The organism is Streptomyces sp. NPDC006435, assembly GCF_040612315.1.
GTDB lineage: Bacteria > Actinomycetota > Actinomycetes > Streptomycetales > Streptomycetaceae > Streptomyces.
Genome location: NZ_JBEXPY010000005.1, coordinates 161,973 through 188,339, shown reverse-complemented (window position 1 = coordinate 188,339; position 26,367 = coordinate 161,973). Strand labels below are relative to the sequence as shown.

Below are 26,367 nucleotides of genomic sequence, written 5' to 3'. Positions count from 1 at the left end.
GCGCGATGCCGTTCATCTGGGCCCACGGCGGCGAACTCGCCGACGAGAAGGGCGGTACGTACACCTCGGCCATCAACGGCGACGAGGCCCGCACGTTTCCCGGACCCGTCGTCGTGGCGGCGGGTCCGCGGGGGCGCTCCCGAGGTCCCCCGGACGGCCGTACCGGTCGCTCCTCGCCCCCGCGGGCGGGCGGATCGCCGCCGCGCCCGGCGAGGTCCGGCACGTCGGGAAGGACGGCGGGGGCCGGCCGGTGCTCCGGCGATGGCCGAGCCCCGGGAACCGGGGAGCCCCCTTGCGCGTACTCTGGGTAGTGCAACGACTGTGCCCAGCGCGGTGCCCGAACCAGAGATCTCCCCGCCCGGAGCGAAGTACGCCGAGCGGGGGTGAGCCGGACCGGGCCCCCGGGCCACCCGTATTTCGAGGGCGGCGTGCCACCGCGTCCGCCCCGCACCGAGGAGAAGAACCACTGGGCAAGCGACAGCCCGAAGGCCCGCCGCCCGCACCGGCGGTGCAGCGCATCCGACTGCGCTACACCAAGCGCGGCCGCCTCCGGTTCACCAGTCACCGTGACTTCCAGCGTGCCTTCGAGCGGGCACTGCGCCGCTCCGAGGTGCCCATGGCCTACTCGGCCGGCTTCACCCCGCACCCGAAGGTGTCGTACGCCAACGCCGCCCCCACCGGTACGGGCAGCGAGGCCGAGTTCCTGGAGATCGCACTCACCGAGCACCGCGATCCGGCCGTGCTGCGCGAGCAGCTCGACACCTCGCTGCCGGACGGCCTCGACATCGTCGACGCCGTGGAGGCCCGCACCTCGGGTCTCGCCGACCGGCTGACCGCCTCCGTCTGGGAACTGCGCCTGGACGGCGTGGACCCGGCGGACGCGGCCGAGGCCGTGGCCGCCTTCAACGGGGCGGAGACCGTCGAGGTCCAGCGCCGTGCGAAGAACGGCATGCGCACCTTCGACGCCCGAGCCGCCGTGGTCGACCTGCAGGCCCTCGATTCCCGACCTGATAGGTCCGGGGACGGGCCCTGTGCGATACTGCGGCTGGTTGTTCGGCACGTGACACCTGCCGTGCGACCTGACGACGTCCTGTCCGGTCTCCGCGTTGTGGCCGACCTGGCGCCGCCGGTCCCCGCAGCGGTGACCAGGCTGGCGCAGGGGCTCTTCGACGAGGAGTCCGGCACGGTGACCGACCCGCTCGCGCCCGACCGCGAGGCAGCTCCGGCCGCTCCACCCACGGCCGCCGGGACCGCCGTCGCGACGGCGCCGGAAGGTGCAGGTTCCGCGTAAGGCGGTCGTTGCAGCGCGGCCCCACGACTCGGGAGCCATCCGGTTCGGGCCGCGCGATGACCCAATAAGACTTTCGCCAGGCCGTACGCCCAGCGCGTACGGAACCGGCGAGCCAGACATTGAGCTCCCGTGCGGCGCCCGCGCCCCGGACGGCGGGCCCGCGTACATCGCGCGGACCGCGCCGGACCGGAAACAGACGCGGCGCCCGGGAGCCTGACGGGAGAACCGCCCGCATGCCCCAGTCCAATGAGCCCGGTACGACCGGGAACGAAGAAGAGAACAACGCACCCGGCGACAAGCTGCCGCCGCGCCGCAGGCGCCGCGCCGCGTCCCGCCCGGCCGGACCGCCGATGGCGGAGGCGACGGGCACGGCGACGCCGGCCATACCTGCCGCTGACGCCGCGGTGTCCGAGGGCGACGCCGTGACCGGTGCCGAGAGCGCCCCGCAGGCGGAAGCCGAGGCGCCTGCGCGTCCGCGTCGTCGCGCGGTGCGCAAGGCGACTGCTCCGGCGGGTGCGCCGAAGGCCGCCGAGGCTGTTGAGGAAGTGCCTGCGCCCGCCGCCGAGGTGGAGGTCGTGGAGGAGGCTGCGCCTGCGCGTCCGCGTCGTCGTGCGGTCCGTAAGGCGACTGCTCCGGCGGGTGCGCCGAAGGCCGCCGAGGCCGTCGAGGAGGCGCCCGAGGCTGAGGCCGCCGCCGAGGTGGAGGTCGTGGAGGAGGCTGCGCCTGCGCGTCCGCGTCGTCGTGCGGTGCGCAAGGCGACTGCTCCGGCGGGTGCGCCGAAGGCCGCCGAGGTCGTGGAGGAGGCGCCCGTCGCCGAGCCCGAGCCCGTCGTGGAGGAAGCGCCCGCCGCGCCGCGTGGCCGTACCCGGCGCAGGGCGTCGGCTCCGGCCGGTGCGCCGCAGCAGACCGAGGCGCCCGCGGTCGCCGAGGCCGTCGAGGAGGCGCCCGAGGCTGAGGCCGCCGCCGAGGTGGAGGTCGTGGAGGAGGCTGCGCCTGCGCGTCCGCGTCGTCGTGCGGTGCGCAAGGCGACTGCTCCGGCGGGTGCGCCGAAGGCCGCCGAGGCCGTGGAGGAGGCGCCCGTCGCCGAGCCCGAGGCCGTCGCCGAGCCCGTCGTGGAGGAGGCGCCCGCACCCGAGGCCGAGGAGGCCGCCCCGCGCGGCCGCCAGCGTCGCCGGGCCACCGCCGCCGCGGGCCGCCCCGAGTTCACCGGCAAGCCGGAGTTCACCGGGAAGGACGAGGAGCCGGTGCGCAGGAGCCGCCGCGCCTCGCGTCCCGCCGTGGCCGTGTTCCAGGCGCCCGTCTTCGCCGAGCCGATGTTCCAGACCCCGGAGACGGCAGCCGCCGCCGCTGCCGCGTCGCGCCACGACGAGGTCGAGGAGGAGGCCGAGACCGTCGAGGAGACGACGGCCGTCACCGAGACCCCGGCCGCCGAGGCCGCGCCGCAGGGCGGTTCGCGCCGCCGTCGTCGCCGTCGCGGTGAGGCCGTCGAGGCCGCCGAGCCCGAGCAGGCCGAGGTTCCCGCGGAGGAGCCGGTCGAGGAGGAGCCGGAGGCCGAGACCGAGACCGAGACCGAGACCGAGGCCGACGCCGAGCACGAGGGCGACGAGACGGACGAGTACGAGGAGCGCCCCTCGCGCCGCCGCCGTCGCGGAGGCCGTCGCCGCCGCCGCGGCGAGGCCAACGAGCACGACGAGGGCGTGGAGCAGCACGGCGAGGAGGCCGCCGACCACTCCGAGGACGAGCCGGAGCAGGCTCAGGAGTCCGAGGAGGAGGACGAGGAGCACGAGGCGGTCGCCGCGGGTTCCAGCAGCAGCCGTCGCCGTCGCCGTCGTCGTCGCCGCAGCGGTGACGTCGCGGCCGACGCCGACAGCGGTGCGGACGACCCGGAGCGCACGGTCGTCAAGGTCCGCGAGCCCCGCAGGAAGGACTCCGAGCGCGAGGCCGGCACCGGCTTCGACGAGGTCCAGTCCATCAAGGGCTCGACCCGTATGGAGGCGAAGAAGCAGCGCCGCCGCGAGGGCCGCGAGCAGGGCCGCCGCCGGGTCCCGATCATCACCGAGGCCGAGTTCCTGGCCCGCCGCGAGGCCGTGGAGCGGGTCATGGTCGTCCGCCAGAACGGCGAGCGCACCCAGATCGGCGTCCTCGAGGACAACGTGCTCGTCGAGCACTACGTCAACAAGGAGCAGGCCACCAGCTACGTCGGCAACGTCTACCTGGGCAAGGTCCAGAACGTCCTGCCGTCCATGGAGGCCGCCTTCGTCGACATCGGCAAGGGCCGCAACGCCGTGCTCTACGCCGGCGAGGTGAACTTCGAGGCGCTCGGCATGGCCCACGGGCCGCGCCGCATCGAGACCGCCCTCAAGTCCGGCCAGTCCGTCCTGGTCCAGGTCACCAAGGACCCGATCGGCCACAAGGGCGCCCGCCTGACCAGCCAGGTCTCGCTGCCCGGCCGCTACCTGGTCTACGTGCCCGAGGGCTCGATGACCGGCATCAGCCGCAAGCTGCCCGACACCGAGCGGGCCCGGCTGAAGACCATCCTCAAGAAGATCGTTCCCGAGGACGCGGGCGTCATCGTCCGTACCGCCGCGGAGGGCGCGAGCGAGGACGAGCTGCGCCGTGACGTCGAGCGGCTGCAGCAGCAGTGGGAGGACATCCAGAAGAAGGCGAAGAGCACCGGCAGCTCCAACGCGCCGACCCTGCTCTACGGCGAGCCGGACATGACCGTCCGGGTCGTCCGCGACATCTTCAACGAGGACTTCTCCAAGGTCATCGTCAGCGGTGACGACGCGTGGGAGACCATCCACGGCTACGTCTCGCAGGTGGCGCCGGACCTCACGGACCGCCTGTCGCGATGGACCTCCGAGGTCGACATCTTCGCGACGTACCGGATCGACGAGCAGCTGATGAAGGCGCTGGACCGGAAGGTCTACCTGCCGAGCGGCGGCTCACTGGTGATCGACAAGACCGAGGCGATGGTCGTCGTCGACGTCAACACCGGCAAGTTCACCGGTCAGGGCGGCAACCTCGAGGAGACCGTCACCAAGAACAACCTGGAGGCGGCCGAGGAGATCGTGCGCCAGCTGCGGCTGCGCGACCTCGGTGGCATCGTCGTCGTCGACTTCATCGACATGGTGCTGGAGTCCAACCGGGACCTGGTGCTGCGGCGCCTGCTGGAGTGCCTGGGACGCGACCGCACCAAGCACCAGGTCGCCGAGGTCACCTCGCTGGGCCTGGTCCAGATGACCCGCAAGCGGGTGGGCCAGGGCCTGCTGGAGTCCTTCTCCGAGACCTGCGTCCACTGCAACGGGCGCGGCGTCATCGTCCACATGGAGCAGCCCTCCTCGGTCGGTGGTGGCGGCGGCAAGCGCTCCAAGAAGCGCGGCCGCGGCGGCGCGGGCCACGAGCACGAGCACGCCGTCGAGCAGGGCCACGAGCCCACCGCCGGAACCGAGGTCGAGACCGAGGCCGAGGTGGCCGCCGAGGTCGCCGCCCCGGTGGCGCTGCCCGAGCCGGAGTTCGTCCCGGACGAGGAGCTGTACAGCAGCCCGGCCGAGGCCGAGGCCGCCGTGCGCGGCCGTGGCCGTCGCCGCGCGACCCGCAAGGTGTCGGCCCCGGCCGGTGCCCCGAAGGCCGCGGCCGAGCCGGTCGTCGAGCCGGAGCCGGTGGCGAAGCCGGAACCGGTCGCCGTCGAGCCGGAGCCGGTCGTGGCGGCCGAGCCGGTCGACACGGCGCCGGTGGCCGTCGAGCCGCAGGCGGCCGAGGAGACCCCCGTGGCGGAGGCCCCGCAGGGCCGTACGCGTCGCAGGGCGACCCGGAAGGCGACCGCCCCGGCGGGTGCCCCGAAGGCCGCGGCCGAGCCGGTCGTCGTCGAGTCGGCCGCCGAGCCGGCCGCCCCGGAGCAGGCCGCCGAGCCCGCTCCGCAGGCCGAGGAGGCGCCCGTCGCCGAGGCCCCGAAGGCCGAGGCCGCGCCCGAGGAGGCGGCCCCCGAGGCCGCCCCGCCGAGGGCCCGTCGCCGGGTGACCCGCAAGGTCACCGCCCCCGCGGGCTCGCCCGCCGGTGCGGACGGGGCGGAGGTCGTCGTGGTGACCGCCCCGAAGACCGAGTCGGAGCCGAAGGCCGACGCCGAGCCGGCCGAGACCGCCGAAGCGGCGGCCCCGGCCAAGAAGACGGCCCGGAAGACCGCCAAGAAGGCCACGGCCAAGAAGGCGGCGACGAAGAAGACGGTCGCGAAGAAGACCGCCGCCAAGAAGACCGCCGCGAAGAAGACGACGGCCAAGAAGGCGGCGAAGGCCGCCGTCCCGGCCGACGCCGAGAGCTGACCGGCGGCCGGAACATGACGGAAGGGGTGCGGATCCTTCGGGATCCGCACCCCTTCCGTCATGCGCGGGCAACGTTTCATCGCCCTGAGCACGGAAATGGACCGACCCCGTTCCCGTGACAATTCGGTGGTTCCCCGGCCGGATTCCCGGACGCCGCGCGGAAGCGGCGGTCGAGGCCGTTCCGACCGCGCCCCGGTGTCACGGACCGGGGAATTCGATCAGTGGAATGCGGAAATGTTTTCCGGGTGCTCCACGGGGTTCGTCCACCGCGGGTGCGGGGGTCCCGCGTCCGGTCCGCCGTCCGTCGCGGATCGGCTCACGGAGGGCCCGGTTTGACCGCCCGGGGGCGGCCCCGTAATCTTGTCCATCGGCGTGTTTCCCATGCGCGCCTTCCCCTGAGCACATTCCTTCCGGTGGATTCGTCCGCCTGGAGAGGCCGCTCATCCTTCCGGATCGTCGCGGGCCCCGGCCTGCGCGGGCGGCTGGCATCAGGGGCTCCGTTCCGAGCGAGAGAGAGATCCGCGTGTACGCCATCGTGCGCAGCGGTGGCCGTCAGCACAAGGTTGCTGTCGGTGACATCGTTGAGGTTGACAAGATTTCCACTGCCAAGGTTGGCGACACGGTCGAGCTCTCGACCCTGCTCGTGGTCGACGGCGACGCCGTGACCAGCGACCCGTGGGTTCTGGCCGGCATCAAGGTCCAGGCCGAGGTCGTGGACCACCACAAGGGCGCGAAGATCGACATCCTTCGCTACAAGAACAAGACCGGCTACCGCCGTCGCCAGGGTCACCGCCAGCAGTACACGGCGATCAAGGTCACCGGTATCCCCGCGGCTGCGAAGTAAGGGACTGAGGAGACATGGCACACAAGAAGGGCGCATCGTCCACCCGGAACGGGCGCGATTCCAACGCTCAGCGGCTCGGCGTGAAGCGCTTCGGCGGTCAGGCCGTCAACGCCGGTGAGATCCTGGTCCGCCAGCGCGGCACCCACTTCCACCCGGGCACGGGCGTCGGCCGTGGCGGCGACGACACGCTGTTCGCGCTCGCCGCCGGTGCGGTCGAGTTCGGCACGCACCGTGGCCGCAAGGTCGTGAACATCGTTCCGATCGCCGGCTGATTTTCGGCGCTCGTCGAGCGGTTTCTGCGGAGGCGGACCTCACTTCCCGTACGGGAAGCGGGTCCGCCTCTCGCGTGTTTCTCCCATGAGAAACGGCTTTCCCCAGCGGTACGACACGGGCTGGCGGGCGGCACGAGTGAGACATTTCTGCATGCATGTAACTGGAGGTTCCCACCATGACCACCTTCGTGGACCGCGTCGAGCTGCACGTCGCCGCGGGTAACGGAGGCCACGGCTGCGCCTCCGTACACCGTGAGAAGTTCAAACCGCTCGGCGGCCCGGACGGCGGCAACGGCGGCCGCGGCGGCGACGTGACCCTGGTCGTCGACCAGGCGATCACCACGCTCCTCGACTACCACCACCACCCCCACCGCAAGGCCACCAACGGCCAGCCCGGCGCGGGCGACCACCGCTCCGGCAAGGACGGCCAGGACCTGGTCCTGCCGGTGCCCGACGGCACGGTCGTGCTCGACCGCAACGGCGAGGTGCTCGCCGACCTGGTCGGCCAGGGCACCACGTTCGTCGCCGGTCAGGGCGGTCGTGGCGGCCTCGGCAACGCCGCACTGGCCTCCGCCCGGCGCAAGGCCCCCGGCTTCGCGCTGCTCGGCGAGCCCGGCGAGGCCCGGGACATCGTCCTGGAGCTCAAGACCGTCGCCGACGTCGCGCTGGTCGGCTACCCGAGCGCGGGCAAGTCCTCGCTGATCTCGGTGCTCTCCGCGGCCAAGCCGAAGATCGCCGACTACCCCTTCACGACCCTCGTCCCGAACCTCGGCGTGGTCACCGCGGGCAGCACCGTGTACACCGTCGCGGACGTCCCCGGTCTGATCCCCGGCGCCAGCCAGGGACGCGGCCTTGGCCTGGAGTTCCTGCGGCACGTGGAGCGCTGCTCGGTGCTCGTGCACGTACTGGACACCGCGACGCTGGAGTCCGACCGCGACCCGATCTCCGACCTCGACATCATCGAGGAGGAGCTGAAGCAGTACGGCGGCCTGGAGGACCGGCCCCGCATCGTCGTCCTCAACAAGATCGACATCCCGGACGGCCAGGACCTCGCCGACATGATCCGCCCGGACCTGGAGGAGCGCGGCTACCGCGTCTTCGAGGTGTCCGCCGTGGCCCGTACCGGCCTGAAGGAGCTCTCCTACGCCCTCGCGGGCATCATCGCCGAGACGCGCGCCGCCAAGCCCGTGGAGGTGGCGACCCGCATCGTCATCCGCCCGAAGGCCGTCGACGACGCGGGCTTCACCGTCACCAGGGAGGAGGACGACCTCTACCGGGTGCGCGGCGAGAAGCCGGAACGCTGGGTGCGCCAGACCGACTTCAACAACGACGAGGCCGTCGGCTACCTCGCGGACCGGCTCAACCGCCTCGGCGTCGAGGACGCGCTGATGAAGGCCGGTGCCCGGGCGGGCGACGGCGTGGCCATCGGCGCCGAGGACAACGCCGTCGTCTTCGACTGGGAGCCGACCATGGCCGCGGGTGCGGAGATGCTCGGCCGCCGGGGTGAGGACCACCGGTTCGAGGCGCCGCGCCCGGCGGCGCAGCGCCGCCGCGACCGCGAGGCGGAACGCGACGAGGCGCAGCGCGAGTTCGACGACTTCAACCCGTTCTGATCCGGTCGGCCGGGTCCGCCAGCACGGGCCCGGCCGGTCGTACGGGGCCGTCCGACCGGCCACCGAGGGCGCTCCGTGCCGCGCGGCACGTCACACGACACGTCGCGCGGCGTGTCACACGACCGAGGGAACCGAATCCGCTCATGAGTGATTCATGCCGCTCATCCCTGTGGCGTCGGTCACCTGGTCAGGAAGCGTCAGTTCCGGTATTTGCCCTGATCGCAAGGCAACACGAGGTTTCGCCACGGCATGCAGTGGCCGACGTCCACCTTGCGAGACGGTAACGGAGAGTGCAACCATCGCTGTATCTCCCAGCCCTCGCAAGGTAGGTCGTCTGTGTCTGCTCAGCACATAGCCAAAGCCCGAACCACAGCAGTCGTGCTCGCCGGCGGTACCGGTCAGCGCGTGGGTCTGTCGATCCCCAAGCAGCTGCTGAAGATCGCAGGCAAGGCCGTCATCGAGCACACGCTGTCGATCTTCCAGCAGGCCGACTCCATCGACGACGTCATCGTGCTGATGGCGCCGGGCTACGTGTCCGACGTGGAGAAGATCGTCGCGAAGGCCGGACTGACCAAGGTCACCAAGGTGATCGAGGGCGGCGCCACGCGCAACGAGACCACCGAGCGCGCCATCTCGGCCCTCGGCGAGGGCCTGGCCGAGGGCGAGGACCGCAACGTCCTCTTCCACGACGCCGTGCGCCCGCTGCTCTCGCAGCGCGTCATCAAGGACTGCGTCGACGCCCTCGACCGCTACGAGGCGGTCGACGTCGCCATCCCGTCCGCGGACACGATCATCGTGACCCGCACCCACGGCGGCGACGGCGAGTTCATCACCGACGTGCCCGACCGCTCCCGGCTGCGCCGCGGCCAGACGCCGCAGGCCTTCAAGCTCTCCACCATCCGCCGGGCCTACGAGGTCGCCGCCGGCGACCCGAACTTCCAGGCCACCGACGACTGCTCGGTCGTGCTGAAGTACCTGCCCGACGTGCCGATCTACGTCGTGGCGGGCGACGAGTACAACATGAAGGTCACCCAGCCGGTCGACGTCTTCATCGCGGACAAGCTGTTCCAGCTGGCCTCCACGGCAGTCCCGCAGCCGACCGACGACGCCGCCTACCGCGAGCTGCTCGACGGCAAGACCCTCGTCGTCTTCGGCGGTTCGTACGGCATCGGCGCGGACATCGCGACGCTCGCCGAGTCCTACGGCGCCACCGTCTACGCCCTGGGCCGTTCCACCACGGGTACGCACGTGGAGAACCCGGAGCACATCGACGACGCGCTCTCCAAGGCGTACGCGGACACCGGCCGCGTCGACTACGTGATCAACACCGCGGGCGTGCTCCGCATCGGCAAGCTCGCCGAGACGGACAACACGACCATCCAGGAAGCGCTCAACGTCAACTACCTGGCGCCCGTCCAGATCGCCCGGGCCGCGTACAAGTACCTCGCCGAGACCAAGGGCCAGCTGCTGCTCTACACCTCCAGCAGCTACACCCGGGGCCGCGCGGAGTACAGCCTCTACTCGTCCACCAAGGCCGCCATGGTCAACCTCACCCAGGCGCTCGCGGACGAGTGGGCGGCCGACGGGGTGCGGGTGAACTGCGTGAACCCCGAGCGCACCGCCACCCCGATGCGCACCAAGGCCTTCGGCGAGGAGCCCGCGGGCACGCTGCTCTCCTCCGAGGCGGTCGCCAGGACCTCGCTCGACGTCCTGCTCTCCGAGATGACCGGTCACGTCATCGACGTGCGCCAGCAGGACCCGACCCGCGGTGCCTCCGAGGCGTCCGGTTTCGAGCAGGCCCTTGCCGCCGTCCTGGACCGACAGGCCGATGTGTAATACTGCTTGACAATCGATTATTCGGACCCCTGCAGTCGCCAAACGCGACCGCAGGGGTCCGAATTCGTGAAGCTCTGTCTTCACATTCCCCTCGTAAGGTAAACAAGTCGGCACCCTCGGGAGCGGTACTTCGTGATTTCGAAAGCCATGCGCTTGGCTCGGGTGGGCAGCGGTTCGGAGCTGGTCGCCGCGCTCCTGGTGGCTCTGGGGTTCCCGTGCATAATGCTCGCGGCAATACTCCCCAATCTCTGGTTCTTCGCCGCGGCCGCTGCGGTCACCTATCTCGCTGACCGGTATCTGCATCACTGCGGCAGCTATCTGATCAACCGGCTCGCCGCGGTCCGGGCCGGGCTTTCGATCCGCTTCCTGGTCCGTCAGCTGCTGCTCATCCTGCTGCTCTCCCGCATGGGATACGGCGAGGAGCCGCTCTTCTACGTGACGGTCGCCTGCCTGCTGGCGTTCTACGGGCTCCAGGCACCGCAGAGCACCATCGTCACGCTGATCAGGCTGCGCCGTAAGCTGCCGGTGGCCACCCGCAACATCGATCTCGCAGCGGTGCGGATCTCGGACGCCCCGCCGCAGAGCCTGATGAGCAGGCCCGCGGAGAAGATGCTGCACCTGGACGTCTTCTCCATGGTGGGCGTGCTGGTCGCGGTCGAGACCGGTGTGGACGGCATCGCCTACGCGGGCCTCGGCCTGACGCTGGTGCTGGCGCTCGGCTACCTGCTGCTGCTCCTGCCGTACGTCCGCCCGAAGCGGCTCGTGGGCTCCGCGGACAAGGTGCTGGGCGCGGTGGACGCCTGGCTGGGCGAGTACAAGCCGACCGTGGTCCTCTACTTCTCGGGGTCCAAGGAGTCGGCCTACCAGGCCAACATGTGGCTGGAGACCATGGCCCAGGTCGAGGGCCGGCCGATGATCCTGCTGCGCGAGCGCAACATCCTGCCGCAGCTCGCCGAGACCTCGGTGCCGGTGCTCTGCGTCCCCGGCGGCGTGCACCTGATGAACCTGGACCTGTCGTCGGTACGGGTCGCGCTCTACGCGGCCAACGTCGGCAAGAACATCCACCTGCTCCGGGTGCCGACCATGAAGCACGTCTTCATCGGCCACGGCGACAGCGACAAGATCGCCAGCGTCAACCCGTACAGCAAGGTCTACGACGAGGTGTGGACCGCGGGCCGGGCCGGCCGTGACCGTTACGCGCTGGCCGACGTCGGCGTGCGCGACGAGGACATCGTCGAGGTGGGCCGCCCGCAGCTGGCCACCATCCAGTCGTGGTCCGGCACGCAGCGCAACCCGATCCCGACCGTGCTGTACGCCCCCACCTGGGAGGGCTGGGACGACAACCCGGGCAACACCTCCCTGCTGCTGGCCGGCGAGAACATCGTCAGGCGGCTGCTGGAGGCCGAGCGTCCGGTCCGGCTGCTGTACAAGCCGCACCCCTTCACCGGCACCCGCAGCGCCAGGGCCAAGGCGGTGCACCAGCGCATCACCGAGATGATCGAGCAGGCCGCCGCCGCGCGCACCACCGACTCCCGCTGGGCCGAGCAGACGGCCGCCGGGCAGGGCGAGCGGGCCGAGGCGCGGGCCGAGATGGCCCGTATCGAGGCGCGGCTGGCCGAGCTGGCCGGTGGCGGACGCGTCGCGCGGGACGAGGCGGAGCTGTCCCGCGACTCGCTGGCCGACCCGGCCCGCGAGGCCGAGACCGCCCGGCTCAGGGACGAGTGGAACGCGGCGTCCTGGCGTGCGCAGGGCTGGTGGGAGCACCGGGTCATCACCGGTGCGCAGATGCGGCTGTACGACTGCTTCAACGAGTCGGACGCCATGGTCTCGGACATCTCCAGCGTGGTGTCGGACTTCATCGCGAGCGGCAAGCCCTACGCGGTCACGGACTCGGCCGAGCTGGGCGAGGAGGAGTTCCGCCGGCAGAACACCGCGGTGCGCGCCGCGGTGATCCTCTCCAACTCCGCGGCCGAGCTGGACGAGCTGCTCACCGCGGTGACGGACCCGGCCTCGGACGCGCTGGCGGATGCCCGCCTGGAGCTGAAGCAGTACCTTCTCGGCCCGGACGAGCCCACCTCGATCGTGCAGTTCAACACGGCGGTGAAGGAGCTGGCGGCCAGGTCCCAGGCGCGGAACGCCGGGGTGAACAAGAGCCTGGGCGAACCGGTGAGTGGCTGAAAGTCAACCATCCGCATTACATGATTGAGCAAGGCCCGGCATAGCCCTCAAAGGGTTGTGCCGGGCCTTTGTGATGAGTGTCACCATTTGGCCGTGTGGCGTGGGACAACCAACGGGTGGGTCCGGCTGTCTTCTGTTTGTGTGAACGAGACGCAAATTCCTGACGTGACCGTGGTTGTCGGTGCATATGAGGCAATGCCCTACCTCATTCGCTGTCTCGAATCGGTGGAGGCGCAGACCATCGGCGCCGATCGGATCGAAATCGTCGCGGTCGACGACGGCTCCACCGACGGCACGGGGGAGTATCTGGAGGAGTTCGCGGCCAGATCGAAGGTCCCGACCAGAGTGGTGAGGCAGAAGAATTCCGGTGGACCCAGCGGTCCGCGGAATGTGGGCATCGGTATGGCCCGCGGCCGTTACGTCTTCTTCCTGGACGCGGACGACTACTTCGGCGACGAGGCCCTGGAACGGATGGTGGCCATGGCGGACCGGGCCGGCACCGATGTGGTGCTCGGCAAGGTGGTCGGCGTGAACAGGGGGGCGCCCCAGTCCATGTGGCGGGCCACGAAGGAACGCGTCGACGTCTACAACTCCAAGGTCATTTACACCCTGAGCGCGCAGAAGCTCTTCCGGCGTGAGCTCCTGGAACGTCTCTCCCTGCGGTTCGACGAGAATCTCAGGACCGGTGAGGACGCCCTCTTCACGATGGAGGCGTATCTGCGCGGGTCCGGCGTCTCGGTGATCTCCAATTACGTCTGCTATTACCTGGTGGGACGTGAGGACGGGAAGCACGTCACCAAGAGCGGCAGTTACGAATGGCGTTTCGACTCGATGCGCGCCATGATGGCGCTCATTCACCGTCTCGAACCCGCAGGACCGAAGCGGGATTTCCTGATGGTCCGGCCCTTCACGGTCGGAATGCTCCAGCAGTTCGGCCCCGTCGTGCTGAGGGAATCCGAGGAAGTCCGCCGGCACAAGATGGAACTCGCGGCTCCGCTGATGGCCGCGTACTGGGACGACGGCGTGGCCCGGCTGATCAAGGTGTCGGAGCGGCTGCGTCTGGCCTGTGTGGCGCTGGGCAGGACGGATCTGCTCGTCGGGACGGTGCGCTACATCCGGGCGAAGACGGTCCCGGACGTGGTCGCCTCGCGCGACGGCCGGACGCTCTACCTCGCGTACCCGTACTTCCGCGACGGGTCGGCCGGTCTGGCCGATTCCAACTACGAGGTCACGGTGCCGGACTGGCACGACGGCAAGCGCATCGACCAGCCGAAGGTCGCCGCCCGCCGGGCCTCGCTGTCCCGCCGGGTGGTCCGCAGGATGCGCCGCGACATGAGGCGCTGGAAGGAGCGGCTGCACGCGGGATGACGGCCGCTCGCGCACCGTGCGGATCCGGCCGTACACGGTCGGCTGATCCGACGGGGAACAGCAGAGAAGCAACAGGGAAGCATCAGTAAAATCGTTCGGACGTCGCGCCCGCGACAGGACCGACAGATCGTTATGGGGACTGCTCACGTGAAGGCTCTCGTACTATCCGGAGGGGCCGGCACCCGCCTGCGTCCCATCACGCACACCTCGGCCAAACAGCTGGTGCCCGTGGCGAACAAGCCCGTGCTGTTCTACGGGCTGGAGGCCATCGCGGAAGCGGGCATCACCGAGGTCGGCATCATCGTGGGCGACACCGCGCCCGAGATCCGCGAGGCGGTCGGCGACGGTTCCGCGCTCGGCATCGAGGTCACGTACATCCCGCAGGACGAGCCGCTCGGTCTCGCCCACGCGGTGCTGATCGCCCGGGACTTCCTGGGCGACGACGACTTCGTCATGTACCTCGGCGACAACTTCATCGTCGGCGGGATCACCGGACTGGTGGACGAGTTCCGCTCGGACCGGCCCGACGCGCAGATCCTGCTGACCCAGGTGCCCAACCCGACCTCCTTCGGCGTCGCCGAACTCGACGCCGCGGGCCGGGTGGTGGCCCTGGAGGAGAAGCCGAAGGAGCCCAAGAGCGATCTGGCGCTCGTCGGCGTCTACCTCTTCACCCCCGCCATCCACGAGGCCGTCCGCTCGATCGAGCCGTCCTGGCGCGGCGAGCTGGAGATCACGCACGCCATCCAGTGGCTGATCGACCAGAAGCGCGACGTGCGGTCCACCACGATCCGCGGCTACTGGAAGGACACCGGCAACGTCACCGACATGCTGGAGGTCAACCGGACCGTCCTGGAGGCCGTCGAGCCGTTCCAGGAGGGCGCCGAGGTCGACGCGGACAGCGAGATCATCGGCCGGGTCCGGATCGAGCCGGGCGCCAAGGTCAGCGGCAGCCGCATCGTCGGGCCCGCGATCATCGGCGCCCGTTCGGTGATCAGCGGCGCGTACGTGGGCCCGTTCACCTCGGTCTCGGAGGACGTCCGCATCGAGGACAGCGAGATCGAGTACTCCATCGTCCTGCGGGGCGCCTCCATCGCGGGTGTCCGCCGCGTCGAGGCGTCGCTCATCGGCCGCGACGTCGAGGTGACCCCCGCCCCCCGTTCCCCGTCCGCCCACCGACTCGTGCTCGGCGACCACAGCAAGGTGCAGATCTCCTCATGACCACCAACATCCTGGTGACCGGCGGCGCCGGTTTCATCGGCTCGCACTACGTCCGTACGGTGCTCGGCCCCCAGGGCCCCGGCGACGTCGCCGTCACCGTGCTCGACAAGCTCACCTACGCGGGCAACCCGGCCAACCTCGACGAGGTGCGCGACCACCCCGGTTTCAGGTTCGTCCAGGGCGACATCTGCGACCCGGAGCTGGTCGCCAAGCTGATGGCCGAGCACGACCAGGTGGTGCACTTCGCCGCCGAGTCCCACGTGGACCGTTCCATCGACGGCGGCGCCGAGTTCGTCCGCACCAACGTCGTGGGCACCCACACCCTGATCCACGCCGCGCACCTGGCCGGCATCAAGACCTTCGTGCACATCTCCACCGACGAGGTCTACGGCTCGATCGACGAGGGCTCCTGGCCGGAGACCCACCCGCTCGCGCCCAACTCGCCGTACTCCGCGGCCAAGGCGTCCAGCGACCTGATCGCGCTCTCGTACCACCGCACCCACGGCCTCGACGTGCGGGTGACCCGCTGCTCCAACAACTACGGGCACCACCACTTCCCCGAGAAGGTCATCCCGCTCTTCGTCACCAACCTGCTGGACGGCAGGACCGTCCCGCTCTACGGCGACGGCGCCAACGTCCGCGACTGGCTGCACATCGACGACCACGTCCAGGGCATCGAGCTGGTCCGCACCAAGGGCCGGGCCGGCGAGGTCTACAACATCGGCGGCGGCACCGAGCTCTCCAACAAGGAGCTCACCCAGCTGCTGCTGGACGCCTGCGGCGCCGACTGGGACACCAGCGTCACCTACGTCGAGGACCGCAAGGGCCACGACCGCCGCTACTCGGTCGACTGCACCAAGATCCGCGAGGAGCTCGGCTACGAGCCCCGCAAGGACTTCCGCACCGGCCTCGCCGAGACCGTGCAGTGGTACCGCGACAACCGCGCCTGGTGGGAGCCGCTGAAGGAGAGGGCCGCCCTGTGAGCGCCGTCTGGCTGGTCACCGGCGCCGGCGGGATGCTGGGCGGGGACGTCCTGACCCGGCTCGCCGCCGAGGACGTCACCGCGGTCGCCGCGGACCGGGCGGCCGTCGACGTCGCCGACCCCGCGTCGGTGCGCGCGGCCTTCGAGGAGCACCGTCCCGCCGTCGTGGTGAACTGCGCCGCCTGGACCGCGGTCGACGACGCCGAGTCCCAGGAGGACGCCGCGCTGCGGGTCAACGGCACGGGCCCGGCCGTCCTCGCCGAGGCGTGCCGCGAGTACGGAGCCGTGCTCCTCCAGGTCTCCACCGACTACGTCTTCGCCGGCGACGGCGAGAAGCCGTACGCCGAGGACGACCCGACCGGACCGCGCAGCGCCTACGGCCGCACCAAGCTGGTCGGCGAGCAGGCCGTGCTGAGCACCCTGCCGGACACCGGCTACGTGGTCCGCACCGCCTGGCTGTACGGCGCGGGCGGCGGCAACTTCGTCCGTACGATGATCAAGCTGGAGGGCGTCAAGGACACCCTCGACGTGGTGGGTGACCAGCGCGGTCAGCCCACCTGGACCGTCGACCTGGCCGACCGGCTGGTCCGGCTCGGACTGGGCGCCCTCGCGGGCACCGCCCCCGCCGGCGTCTACCACGGCACCAGCGGCGGCGAGACCACCTGGTTCGGCTTCACCCGGGAGATCTTCCGGCTCCTGGGCGCCGATCCGACCCGGGTCCGCCCCACGACCAGCGAGGCGTTCGTGCGGCCTGCCCCCCGGCCCGCGTTCAGCGTGCTGGGCCATGACGGCTGGGCACGGGCCGGGATCGAACCGGTCCGGCACTGGCGGGAGGCACTGGAGGAGGCATTCCCGGCGCTCCTCGCCGCCGAGCGGCCGTGATCACGAATTGACCTTGCGGATGGTCGAATCCCGTCGAATTTCAAAGATGTTCACAACGCGGGTTTACATCGGGGAGAACGCTTACGTCGCAGTGTGGTCATGAGGTAACTTCGCCGGGAACCGGACCAGTTGGTTTCCTTCGAAGGGCTGCTCCACGTGAACCGCCACGAGTTCCTGCGCCATCTGCACCGCATCTACCGTCCTCGGAACTATCTGGAGATCGGGGTCAACGACGGCAGAAGCCTGGCCCTCTCGCGGGTCCCTTCCGTCGCCGTCGACCCCGCCTTCCGGGTCGTGACGGACATCAGCTGCGACGTCCACCTGGTCAGGGCGACGAGTGACGCCTTCTTCGCACGCAAGGACCCGCTGCTGCACCTGCGCAACGGCCGCAACCCGTTCCGCGCGCTCGCCCGCCGGGACCCGCTCAACCTGATGGGCGGGGACCCGAAGCTGGAGCTCTCCTTCATCGACGGCATGCACCTCTTCGAGTACGCGCTGCGCGACTTCATGAACGTGGAGAAGCACTCCCGCTGGTCGAGCGTGATCGTGCTGGACGACATGCTGCCCCGCGACGTCGACGAGGCGGCCCGCGACCGGCACACCAAGTACTGGACCGGCGACGTGTACAAGGTGGCGCAGGTGCTGCGCCGCTACCGCCCCGACCTGGTGGTCGTCGAGGTGGACACGGAACCGACCGGTGTGGTCGTGGTGTTCGGCGCCGACCCGGGGAGCACCGTCCTGAAGAACGCGTACGACAAGATCATCGAGGAGTACGTCGTACCCGACCCGCAGGACGTGCCCGAGGAGGTGCTGGTGCGCAAGAACGCCGTCCGCCCCGAGGCGCTGCTCCGCGCCGACTTCTGGCCGGCCCTGACCCGCGCCCGCAACCTGCACCGCCCGCGCTCGGCCTTCGCCCCGGTGCGCTCGCGCATCAAGAGGGTGACGGGCTGACCGCCCCCCGACAGCACGGAGCCCCCGCGACCCGTACGGATCGCGGGGGCTCCGGCGTTCTCCCTCCCGGGGCTCAGCCGCGGGCGCGCAGCTGCGCGTAGTACTCCTGGCAGGCCTCGTACGAGGGCAGCAGACCCTGTGCCTCGGCCTCGGCCAGCGAGGGCGCCGCGGCGTCCTTGTCGGACAGCAGCGGGGTGATGCCCTGCGGCCACTCGATGCCAAGCTCGGGGTCGAGCGGGTTGACGCCGTGCTCGCGGCCGGGCGAGTAGCCCTCGGAGCACAGGTAGGCGACCGAGGCGTCGTCCGTCAGCGCCATGAAGGCGTGGCCGAGCCCCTCGGCGAGGTAGACGGAGTGGTGGTCGACGTCGTCGAGCCGGACGGCCTCCCACTGCTTGTACGTGGGGGAGCCGACCCGGATGTCCACGATCACGTCGAGCACCGCGCCGCGCACGCACTTGACGTACTTGGCCTGGCTCGGCGGCACGTCGGCGAAGTGCACGCCGCGCAGTGTCCCCCGGCTGGAGACGGAGAAGTTCGCCTGTGCGAGCCGCAGCGTGTGCCCGACGGCCTCGCCGAGCTCCGAGGCCTTGAACCACTCGTGGAAGCTGCCGCGGCTGTCCGGGAAGACCTTGGGTTCATGCACCCAGGCTCCTGCGATGGAGAGCTGCCGCATGCGATCACGTCCTTGTTCTGTTGCCGATGGCCGAGGTGCTCGGCCGGTGTCTGCTGGTGGGAAGCGTACGGCGGTACGCGGCGGGGTCAGCCGGTGATCCGGGCGGCGAGGCGTCGCGCCCGCTTGCGGCCCTTGGCCGGGAGCCTGCGGACGATCGGGCCGCCGACGGCACGCAGCGCACGGCGCAGCCTCGCCTTCCTGCGCTTGGTGGCGATCCCCTGCATGATCTCGGCGTCGATCGCGGGCAGGCTCCGGGGAACGGTGATCCGGCCGCCCTTGCCCACGGTGACGTCGCAGAGGTGGAACGCGGGGTTCTTGTCGCCGTCCAGCCGGACCGAGAGCTTCCAGGTGCCGGGCGCGACGCCGGGCGCGCGCTCGGGCACCGTGAGGTGGGCCCGTCCCTCGGTGGGGCTCAGGGTGGTGCGGAGCTGGTGGGTGGGCCCGTCCGTCCCGTCCGCCGGGCTCAGGACCAGCGTGGTCGCGGAGGGCGCGGTGGCGGAACCGGTGAAGAGGTCCAGGCGCAGCTCGGTGGGACCGTTGCCGGGGGAGCGCCGGACCGGGCGGCCCTCGAGGTACTCGGCCAGCTTCTTGGCGCGGCGGGCGACGTCGAGGGTGATGTTGCCGTGCGGGTCGGTGAAGTACGGGATGACGGCGCGGGCCGGCGAACCGAGCGAGGCGGGCAGGCAGTCGGCGTCCACCGCGGGGTCGCGGTCGGCACCGAGCCGCGCCTTGCGGACCAGGCCGAGGCCGCGCAGCGGCACCCAGACGTCCCAGAAGCCGCGGGAGACCCGGCCGCGGCCCCCGGCCGCCTCCGAGCCGATCTGGCCGCCGCCGTGCAGGACGACCTCGCAGACGTCGTCGCCGAGTTCCTCGACCCGCGCGGTGAACTGCGCGGGGCAGGACCACTCGACGGCCGTCTCGCGGTTGCGCAGCGCCAGCTCGGCGGAGAACCCGTCCATGTCGTCGGTGACGTCCAGGAGTTCGCCCTCCGGCAGCAGCCCCTCGGTGATGTCGGGGTGCAGGAAGTAGCGCCCGTCGCGACGGAGCAGGGTCAGCGGAGCCCGGTCGTCGCCGTGGACGAGCCGGCCGCTGATGGTGAGGTCGATCTTGCCGTCCGGACGCCAGGCGAAGCCCTCCAGGCGGGCCACGGCCTTGACCGAGGCGGCGAACCGGGAGATCCGGACGAGGCCCTGACGGTCGTCGTTGCGCAGCAGGGCCGAACGCAGCCGCAGCACGGGGCCGAGCCCGTCGTGCACACCGTCGTCCATGAAGTCGGACGCCAGGTCCTGGACGGCGTCGCACATCTCGTCCAGGTACTCGGGGGCGTACTTCAGGACCGCGGGCTCGCTGAGGCGGCCGAGCATCTCGACGCGGTAGAAGCGCCGCAGCAGCATGTCGCGGAAGGTACCGGGCTCGGTGTTCTCCACGACGACGTCGAGGACCTCGCGGAGGTTGCCGTAGTAGCCGGACGGGACGATCTTCGCGGAGCCGGCGTTCTGGCCGTCGTCCCGCCGGGAGTAGTAGTAGCAGGTGTAGTCGCCGAGGATCGACACGACCTTGGCGGGAAAGTACGCCTGCATCATGTAGAGCTGGTCCTCCAGGCGCCGCTTGCCCTCGGGATAGGCGATGCCGTTCTCGCGGAGGAACTCCGTGCGGAACATTTTGTGCGGCGTGAGGCTGTCGTACAGCGGGGCGTCACGCAGTGTGCACTTCTCGCGGTTCTTCTTGAACACGCCGTGCGGAACACCGCGGAAGTTGCTGGCCACCTTCCCGATGACGATGTCCGAGCCGTTGCGGTGGCCCATGGCGTACAGACGTTCCAGCGCGCCGGAAGCGAGGTAGTCGTCCTGGTCGACGAACTGGACGTACTCGCCCTTCGCCTCGTCCACGCCGATGTTGCGGGGCTTCCCCGGCCAGCCGGAATTCGGGATGGTGATGACACGGAAATGCGGGTGCTCCCCGGCCAGCTTCTCGAGCCGCTCGCGAGTGTCGTCCGTCGAGCCATCGTTGACGAAGAGGACTTCGAACTCCCCTGCCGGAAGGGTCTGCCGCAGAAGCGAGTCGATGCAGGGGTCGATGTACTTGCCCGGGTTGTACACAGGAATGACGACACTTACTTTGACTGGCATTGCTGCTGTCCCACTGTCTGTAGAAGTCCCTCTGGCGGCGGCTGACGCGGGCCCGTGCCGCTGGAAATGGGCATGCTGAGCCGCCCGCCGTGCACCCTATCGGCTGTTAGATGGTCGAGGTGCCTCGATGGTTGCCCGCCCGGACCGCCATGATTCCGCCAATCATGACCGGATGTCTTCTCGGGTTCCGAAGGAATGTTCCGCATTCATGACTCCTTTGCGTGGCGGGCCGAGGAAGTGCGGAAACGGAGAACACCGATCCGTTCTTCCCCGGGCCGGCCGGAAGCCTCCGGAGCCGCTCCGGGCCGCGGGCCGGACGGTCGGGTCCAGGGAGCGGAACGCCCGAGCGCCGTCGCCGCCGCTCGCGTAGATTGCGGGGGCTGGGCGAGAGGCCGAATCATTGGGGATGGACGTGTCAGGGGCAAGGCAGGGCGTCGCAGAGGCCCGCAGGATCGTGGTCAAGGTCGGTTCCTCCTCCCTCACCACGGCGGCGGGCGGCCTCGACGCGGACCGGGTCGACGCGCTCGTCGACGTACTGGCCAAGGTGCGCAGCGGCGGGGAGCGCGAGATCGTGCTCGTCTCCAGCGGCGCCATCGCGGCCGGGCTCGCCCCGCTCGGACTGCACCGCCGGCCCAAGGACCTGGCCCGGCAGCAGGCCGCAGCCAGCGTCGGCCAGGGGCTGCTCGTCGCCCGCTACACCGCCTCCTTCGCACGGTACGGCGTGCGCGTCGGCCAGGTGCTGCTGACCAGCAACGACACCAGCCGTCGCGCCCACTACCGCAACGCCTGCCGCACCCTCGACCAGCTGCTGGACATGGGCGCGTTCCCGATCGTCAACGAGAACGACACCGTCGCCACCGACGAGATCAGGTTCGGCGACAACGACCGGCTCGCCGCGCTCGTCGCCCACCTCGTCCGCGCCGACCTGCTGGTCCTCCTCTCGGACGTCGACGGCCTCTACGACGGCGACCCCAGCACCCCGGGCACCGCCCGGGTCGCCGAGGTGACCGGTCCGGCGGACCTCGCGGGCGTCACCATCGGCAGCGCGGGGAAGGCCGGCGTCGGCACCGGCGGCATGGTCACCAAGGTCGAGGCCGCCCGGATCGCCACGGCCGCCGGGGTCCCGGTCGTCCTCACCTCGGCGAGCCGGGCCGCCGACGCCCTGGCCGGACGGGACACCGGCACGTACTTCCACCGCACCGGACGCCGCTCGGCCGACCGGCTGCTCTGGCTCGCCCACGCCTCCACCCCGCAGGGCTCGCTGACCCTCGACGACGGGGCGGTGCGCGCGGTCGTCGAGCGCCACAGCTCGCTGCTGCCCGCAGGGATCGCCGGGGTCGAGGGCGAGTTCACGGCCGGTGACCCGGTGGAGCTCCGCGACCTCGGGGGCAGGCCGGTGGCGCGCGGACTCGTCAACTTCGACGCCAAGGAGATCCCGCAGCTGCTCGGTCGGTCCACCCGGGACCTGGCGCGGGAACTCGGCCCGGCCTACGAGCGCGAGATCGTACACAGGGACGATCTGGTCGTACTGCACCCCTGACAGCCCCTGAAACGGCTGAAAGTCCGGTCCCGCACCGGAGACCTTCACGAAAACCACCCCATCCCCGGCCGATGACTGGTCAACTTTGTAACGGGAAACAAGCGGGGTACAGCACAGCGAACGCATTCACAGGAGGCCGCCGGTGAGACGAGCGCGCCCGGGGGCGCCGCCCCGAGGAACGGCCGGCCGGGCCCTGACCAGCGTCGGAGCGGGGGCCGATTTCGACGGCGGCGGGTCCGCGGATCCCGAGGAGGACCGGGCCACCGGCTCCGGGCCGACGGCGGTGGGGGAACCCGCACCGGAAGCGGTGAGGACGGAACGCACCCCGTCGAGGCTGTGGCACATCACGCTCAGCGTCTCGGGCGAGACCGTTCCCCTGGCGGAGGTCAGACGCGGGCTCGAACAGCTCGCGCACGACCACCCCTTCCTGCTGACCAGCAGGTACGCCGACGACCACGCGGAGATCCGTTACTGGGAAGAGGCCCGCGACCTGCACGACGCGGCGGCCGTCGCACTGCGGCTGTGGGGGGAGCACCGGTCCACCGCCCGGCTCCCGCCCTGGGAGATCGTCGGCCTGGAGGTCATCGACCGCGGGACGTACCACCAGCGCGTCGCCGAGGGGTACGGGCCGCCCCCGGCCGCCCCGGTGGGAGTGCACCCCTACTGACCCCGTCGCGACGGGCGGCGGGGGAGTTGTCTCGCATCACGGGATACGTGACGGATGCCCGCAGTGTGCGCACTACCCTGCGGGCATGACCACGCTCTCGCCGTACGACAACATGTCCCCGGTCACCCAGGCCGCCTACCGGGCCCGATCAGCCGCCGCCGACATCGCGCCGCTGCCCCGCGCGGCGAAGGACGACGCGCTGCTGGCCGTCGCGGACGCGCTGGAGGTGCGGACGGGCGAGATCGTCGCCGCCAACGCCGAGGACGTCGCCCGCGCCCGAGAGGCCGGGACCAGCGAGTCGATCGTCGACCGGCTCACCCTCACCCCCGAACGGATCCGCGCCATCGCCGCCGACGTGCGGCACGTGGCGGCGCTGCCCGACCCGGTCGGCGAGGTCGTCCGCGGCTCGACGCTCCCCAACGGCATCGACCTGCGCCAGGTCCGGGTGCCGCTCGGCGTGGTCGGCATCATCTACGAGGCCCGGCCCAACGTGACGGTCGACGCCGCGGCCCTCTGCCTGAAGTCCGGCAACGCCGTCCTGCTGCGCGGCTCGTCCTCCGCGTACTCCTCCAACACCGCACTCGTACGGGTGCTGCGGGACGCGGTCGGCGGCTCCGGCCTGCCCGCCGACGCGGTGCAGCTGGTGCCGGGCGAGAGCCGCGACTCGGTACGGGAACTGATGCGGGCCCGCGGCCTCGTCGACGTCCTCATCCCGCGCGGCGGCGCCTCGCTGATCCGCACGGTGGTCGAGGAGTCCACCGTGCCCGTCATCGAGACCGGCACCGGCAACTGCCACGTCTACGTGGACGCGGAGACCGACCTCGACATGGCCGTGGAGATCCTGATCAACTCCAAGGCGCAGCGCCCGAGCGTCTGCAACGCCGCCGAGACCCTCCTGGTGCACCGGGACGTCGCCGACCGGTTCCTGCCCAGGGCCCTGGACGCGCTGGCCGAGGCGGGCGTGACCGTGCACGGTGACGAGCGGGTGCTCGCACACGCCGAGGGGTCCAAGGCCACCGTGGTGGCGGCGACGCCGGAGGACTGGGAGACCGAGTACCTCTCCTACGACATCGCCGCGGCCGTCGTGGACTCTCTGGACGCGGCCGTCGCCCACATCCGGCTCTGGTCCTCCGGCCACACCGAGGCGATCGTGACCACCTCCCAGGCGGCGGCCCGCCGCTTCACCCAGTTGGTGGACTCCACGACGGTGGCCGTGAACGCGTCCACCCGCTTCACCGACGGCGGCCAGTTCGGCTTCGGCGCCGAGATCGGCATCTCCACGCAGAAGCTGCACGCCAGGGGCCCGATGGGGCTGCCGGAGCTCACCTCGACGAAGTACATCGTCACGGGCGACGGCCACGTGCGGTGACCTTCGGGGGCCGGTGAATGTTGCGGGCTCCCTGCCCAGAACGACCCGGCGGGGCTAGTCTGGAGTCGTGCCGGACGACGTGGGGGGCAGGCCGTTCCCGGACGGCTGGGAGCCCGACGACGACCGCGGGGGCGCGGACGAGGACTTCGCCTCCGTGGTGTTCGACGAGGACTTCGTACGGGCCGCAGAGTTCCATGAACCGACCGCCGTCGAGCGGCTGCTGGCGGCCGCTCAGGCCCGCGCGGAGGCCGAGGCGTCCCGGGCCCGCGCGGGCGGCGCCCCGCTGGACGAGGACCTCCACGACGAGAGGTACGGCACGGGCGACGGGTACGACCGCGACGACTTCCCGGCCCTCGACGGCCCCGAGGACCCCTACGGACGGCACGGCGGCGCCCTGCGTCCCTACCGGAGTTCCGCGCGCTGGCACCGGCCGGTGGCCTGGCTGCTCGCGGTGCTGATGGGTATCGGCATGATCGCGTTCGCTTTCAGCGCCGTCTACCGCAACGCGTCGGGCAGCCGCCAGGAACCCGCCCCGCCGCCCGCCACGACCGGTGTGGACAGCGCCCCGGGCCCCGGAGCCGTCCCTTCCGCCGCCACGGACCACGCCCGGCCCACGGTCTCCGCAGCGCCCCGCACGGGCTGACGGCCCCGTGCCCCCCGCCCGGGGCGCCTCGCCCCCGCACGTGATCGCGCACAGTGGGCGACTGGCTGCGCACACTCCGGTGCGATGTGCACCCGTATACAGGCATGCATCCTGTGCACACGGAACACCCCCATTGGCCGTGAATCCGTTGGTTTCCCCGAAGATCCAGGGAGGCCCACGGCCGGTTCTTCGCGGCCGGGCGTTTACCCCGGCCCCGATCGACCTACCCTGAAAGTGTGACCCCTCTCACCGAGGGGGCTTCTCGCTCGTCCGTACATGCGCAACATGCGCAGCCGTGCGACACATGCGCAGCTGTGCGACGTCATGCGAACCCATGACGGGCAGGCCCTGTCCGAAGCCGTCCGGCCGAAGCAGAGCGAAGCGTTCCGGCCCGCCCGGTGACGTGGAGTCGGGAGAAGCCATGGCAGGCCACGGAGAACCACCAGAAGGTCCGCCCGAGAACCCGGCGGGCGGAGGCGAGGACGAGTACCGGTCGCTCGTCTTCGACGAATCGTTCGTGCGCGCTGCCCGGCTGCAGGAATTCTCCGCCCAGGAGCGTCTGACGGATCACGCCCCCGCCGTGCGCAGCCTGCCGTCCCGCCGCTTCCGGGCCGGTTCCAGGGCTCTTGTCGCCCTGATCCTCCTGATCGCCCTGGCCTTCGGGACAGCCGTGTACATGGGCCTTCGCCACCCCTACCAGCCCCCCGTCGGCAGGCGGGCCGAGCCCATGAGATCGACCGTCGTGCCCCTGGCACCGCAGGGCGCCGTACCCGGCGGAACGGCCGCCAGGCTTCTCGCGAAAAGCCCCGCGGCGCAGTTCGAGAAGGGGGCCGAGGGCATCAACCTGCCGGCGGTCGGGCGGACGGACAACTTCTCGGACAGCCAGGTGGAGGTGGCCCTGAACACGGCCAAGGACTATCTGGTGGCGTCCTCGCTCGACCCCGACGTGCTCACCGGCGGCGTCGTGCGACCGGTGCAGATGCTGCTCGACCCCGATCAGGCCACCCAGTTCGAGCAGAGTGTCGACCACCCGGTCGACGACGGCCGGCACGCCGCGACCGGGTGGCTGGTGCGGTTCGACCCGGCGAAGGTGGCGCTCGCCGGTCCGGACGTACGCGTCCGGGGCACCCTGAGCTACGCCGAGGAGGGTGCCGACACGCTGGAGGTGGTGTCGGACCACACCTTCACCTACACGCTCCGCCCGGCCGGTGCGGGTCCCCGGGCGACGGACGACGCCTCGCTCTTCACCGTGCGACGCGAGCTGCACTTCCGCTTCGACCGGGAGGACCTGCGGCTGCACCGGCTGGAGGTGCGCACCAGCTACGTCCAGGCCGGGCCGCAGTCGTGCCCCACGGACACCACCGGTGCGCTGCGGCCGCTGCTCGCCGGGCAGCACGCCTCCCACCGAGGCCCCGCGGGCACCGACCCGTACGCGACGGGCCGGCCCGCGGCGGCGCTCTGCGGCACCCTGAAGACCGACGTCCCCCAGCAGCCCCCGGCCCGGCCCGCAGCCCCTGAAGCCTCCTGAGCCCCTCGGAGCGGTGGCTCCTGAGCCCCTCGGAGCTCAGCGGCCCTCCGAAGCTCTGCGGTCC

The 26,367-nt window shown here is 71.1% G+C and carries 19 protein-coding genes; 17 read left to right on the top strand and 2 right to left on the bottom strand.

The annotated features are described in order from the left end of the window. Positions 1-508: 508 nt before the first annotated feature. The 12 genes from ABZZ04_RS08445 to ABZZ04_RS08390 all read left to right on the top strand — a co-directional run bounded on the left by ABZZ04_RS08445 (position 509) and on the right by ABZZ04_RS08390 (position 17,754). The gene (locus ABZZ04_RS08445) at positions 509-1,291 is read left to right on the top strand and encodes a TIGR03936 family radical SAM-associated protein (protein ID WP_356931414.1); all 783 of its coding nucleotides are present in this window, start codon (positions 509-511) and stop codon (positions 1,289-1,291) included. 233 nt (positions 1,292-1,524) lie between these two features. Continuing rightward, positions 1,525-5,610, top strand: a complete 4,086-nt coding sequence (locus ABZZ04_RS08440) for an Rne/Rng family ribonuclease (RefSeq protein ID WP_356931413.1) — start codon at positions 1,525-1,527, stop codon at positions 5,608-5,610. A gap of 523 nt (positions 5,611-6,133) precedes the next feature. Next, positions 6,134-6,454: a 50S ribosomal protein L21 gene (gene rplU / locus ABZZ04_RS08435; protein ID WP_042812502.1), complete on the top strand. Its 321-nt coding sequence runs from the start codon at positions 6,134-6,136 to the stop codon at positions 6,452-6,454. Between the two features lie 14 nt (positions 6,455-6,468). After that, positions 6,469-6,726, top strand: a complete 258-nt coding sequence (gene rpmA / locus ABZZ04_RS08430; RefSeq protein ID WP_018103204.1) for a 50S ribosomal protein L27 — start codon at positions 6,469-6,471, stop codon at positions 6,724-6,726. A gap of 176 nt (positions 6,727-6,902) precedes the next feature. Continuing rightward, positions 6,903-8,339 (top strand): GTPase ObgE, encoded by a 1,437-nt coding sequence (gene obgE / locus ABZZ04_RS08425; protein ID WP_356931412.1) that lies wholly within the window; start codon positions 6,903-6,905, stop codon positions 8,337-8,339. Between the two features lie 336 nt (positions 8,340-8,675). Then, complete coding sequence (locus ABZZ04_RS08420) at positions 8,676-10,175, top strand: bifunctional cytidylyltransferase/SDR family oxidoreductase (RefSeq protein WP_356931411.1); 1,500 nt, start codon at positions 8,676-8,678, stop codon at positions 10,173-10,175. Between the two features lie 132 nt (positions 10,176-10,307). After that, a complete protein-coding gene (locus ABZZ04_RS08415) occupies positions 10,308-12,353 on the top strand; it encodes a hypothetical protein (RefSeq protein WP_356931410.1) in 2,046 nt (681 codons plus the stop codon). A 141-nt stretch (positions 12,354-12,494) separates the two neighbouring features. Then, positions 12,495-13,721: a glycosyltransferase family 2 protein gene (locus tag ABZZ04_RS08410; protein ID WP_356931409.1), complete on the top strand. Its 1,227-nt coding sequence runs from the start codon at positions 12,495-12,497 to the stop codon at positions 13,719-13,721. A 147-nt stretch (positions 13,722-13,868) separates the two neighbouring features. Continuing rightward, the gene (locus ABZZ04_RS08405) at positions 13,869-14,939 is read left to right on the top strand and encodes a glucose-1-phosphate thymidylyltransferase (RefSeq protein ID WP_356931524.1); all 1,071 of its coding nucleotides are present in this window, start codon (positions 13,869-13,871) and stop codon (positions 14,937-14,939) included. Continuing rightward, a complete protein-coding gene (gene rfbB, locus ABZZ04_RS08400) occupies positions 14,936-15,922 on the top strand; it encodes a dTDP-glucose 4,6-dehydratase (protein WP_356931408.1) in 987 nt (328 codons plus the stop codon). The genes ABZZ04_RS08405 and rfbB overlap by 4 nt, the downstream gene beginning before the upstream one ends. Beyond that, on the top strand, positions 15,919-16,803 hold the full coding sequence (gene rfbD / locus ABZZ04_RS08395; RefSeq protein ID WP_356931407.1) for a dTDP-4-dehydrorhamnose reductase: 885 nt from the start codon (positions 15,919-15,921) through the stop codon (positions 16,801-16,803). The genes rfbB and rfbD overlap by 4 nt, the downstream gene beginning before the upstream one ends. Positions 16,804-16,959: 156 nt before the next feature. Next, positions 16,960-17,754 (top strand): class I SAM-dependent methyltransferase, encoded by a 795-nt coding sequence (locus tag ABZZ04_RS08390; protein ID WP_148835118.1) that lies wholly within the window; start codon positions 16,960-16,962, stop codon positions 17,752-17,754. Between the two features lie 73 nt (positions 17,755-17,827). Here ABZZ04_RS08390 and rfbC read toward each other — a convergent pair whose 3' ends face one another. Together rfbC and ABZZ04_RS08380 are read right to left on the bottom strand one after the other, a co-directional pair. Next, positions 17,828-18,427 carry a dTDP-4-dehydrorhamnose 3,5-epimerase gene (gene rfbC, locus ABZZ04_RS08385; RefSeq protein WP_356931406.1) on the bottom strand — a complete coding sequence of 200 codons (600 nt, stop codon included), beginning with the start codon at positions 18,425-18,427 and terminating at the stop codon, positions 17,828-17,830. Positions 18,428-18,513: 86 nt separating this feature from the next. Continuing rightward, a complete protein-coding gene (locus ABZZ04_RS08380) occupies positions 18,514-20,556 on the bottom strand; it encodes a glycosyltransferase family A protein (RefSeq protein ID WP_356931405.1) in 2,043 nt (680 codons plus the stop codon). A gap of 454 nt (positions 20,557-21,010) precedes the next feature. Here ABZZ04_RS08380 and proB point away from each other — a divergent pair, with 454 nt between their 5' ends. The 5 genes from proB to ABZZ04_RS08355 all read left to right on the top strand — a co-directional run bounded on the left by proB (position 21,011) and on the right by ABZZ04_RS08355 (position 26,303). Then, on the top strand, positions 21,011-22,096 hold the full coding sequence (proB, locus tag ABZZ04_RS08375) for a glutamate 5-kinase (RefSeq protein WP_356931523.1): 1,086 nt from the start codon (positions 21,011-21,013) through the stop codon (positions 22,094-22,096). A gap of 142 nt (positions 22,097-22,238) precedes the next feature. Then, positions 22,239-22,763: a hypothetical protein gene (locus ABZZ04_RS08370; RefSeq protein ID WP_356931404.1), complete on the top strand. Its 525-nt coding sequence runs from the start codon at positions 22,239-22,241 to the stop codon at positions 22,761-22,763. A gap of 85 nt (positions 22,764-22,848) precedes the next feature. Continuing rightward, positions 22,849-24,132: a glutamate-5-semialdehyde dehydrogenase gene (locus tag ABZZ04_RS08365; protein WP_356931403.1), complete on the top strand. Its 1,284-nt coding sequence runs from the start codon at positions 22,849-22,851 to the stop codon at positions 24,130-24,132. Positions 24,133-24,199: 67 nt separating this feature from the next. Continuing rightward, positions 24,200-24,775, top strand: a complete 576-nt coding sequence (locus ABZZ04_RS08360; RefSeq protein WP_356931402.1) for a hypothetical protein — start codon at positions 24,200-24,202, stop codon at positions 24,773-24,775. A 421-nt stretch (positions 24,776-25,196) separates the two neighbouring features. Then, on the top strand, positions 25,197-26,303 hold the full coding sequence (locus ABZZ04_RS08355) for a hypothetical protein (protein ID WP_356931401.1): 1,107 nt from the start codon (positions 25,197-25,199) through the stop codon (positions 26,301-26,303). Positions 26,304-26,367 lie beyond the last annotated feature (64 nt).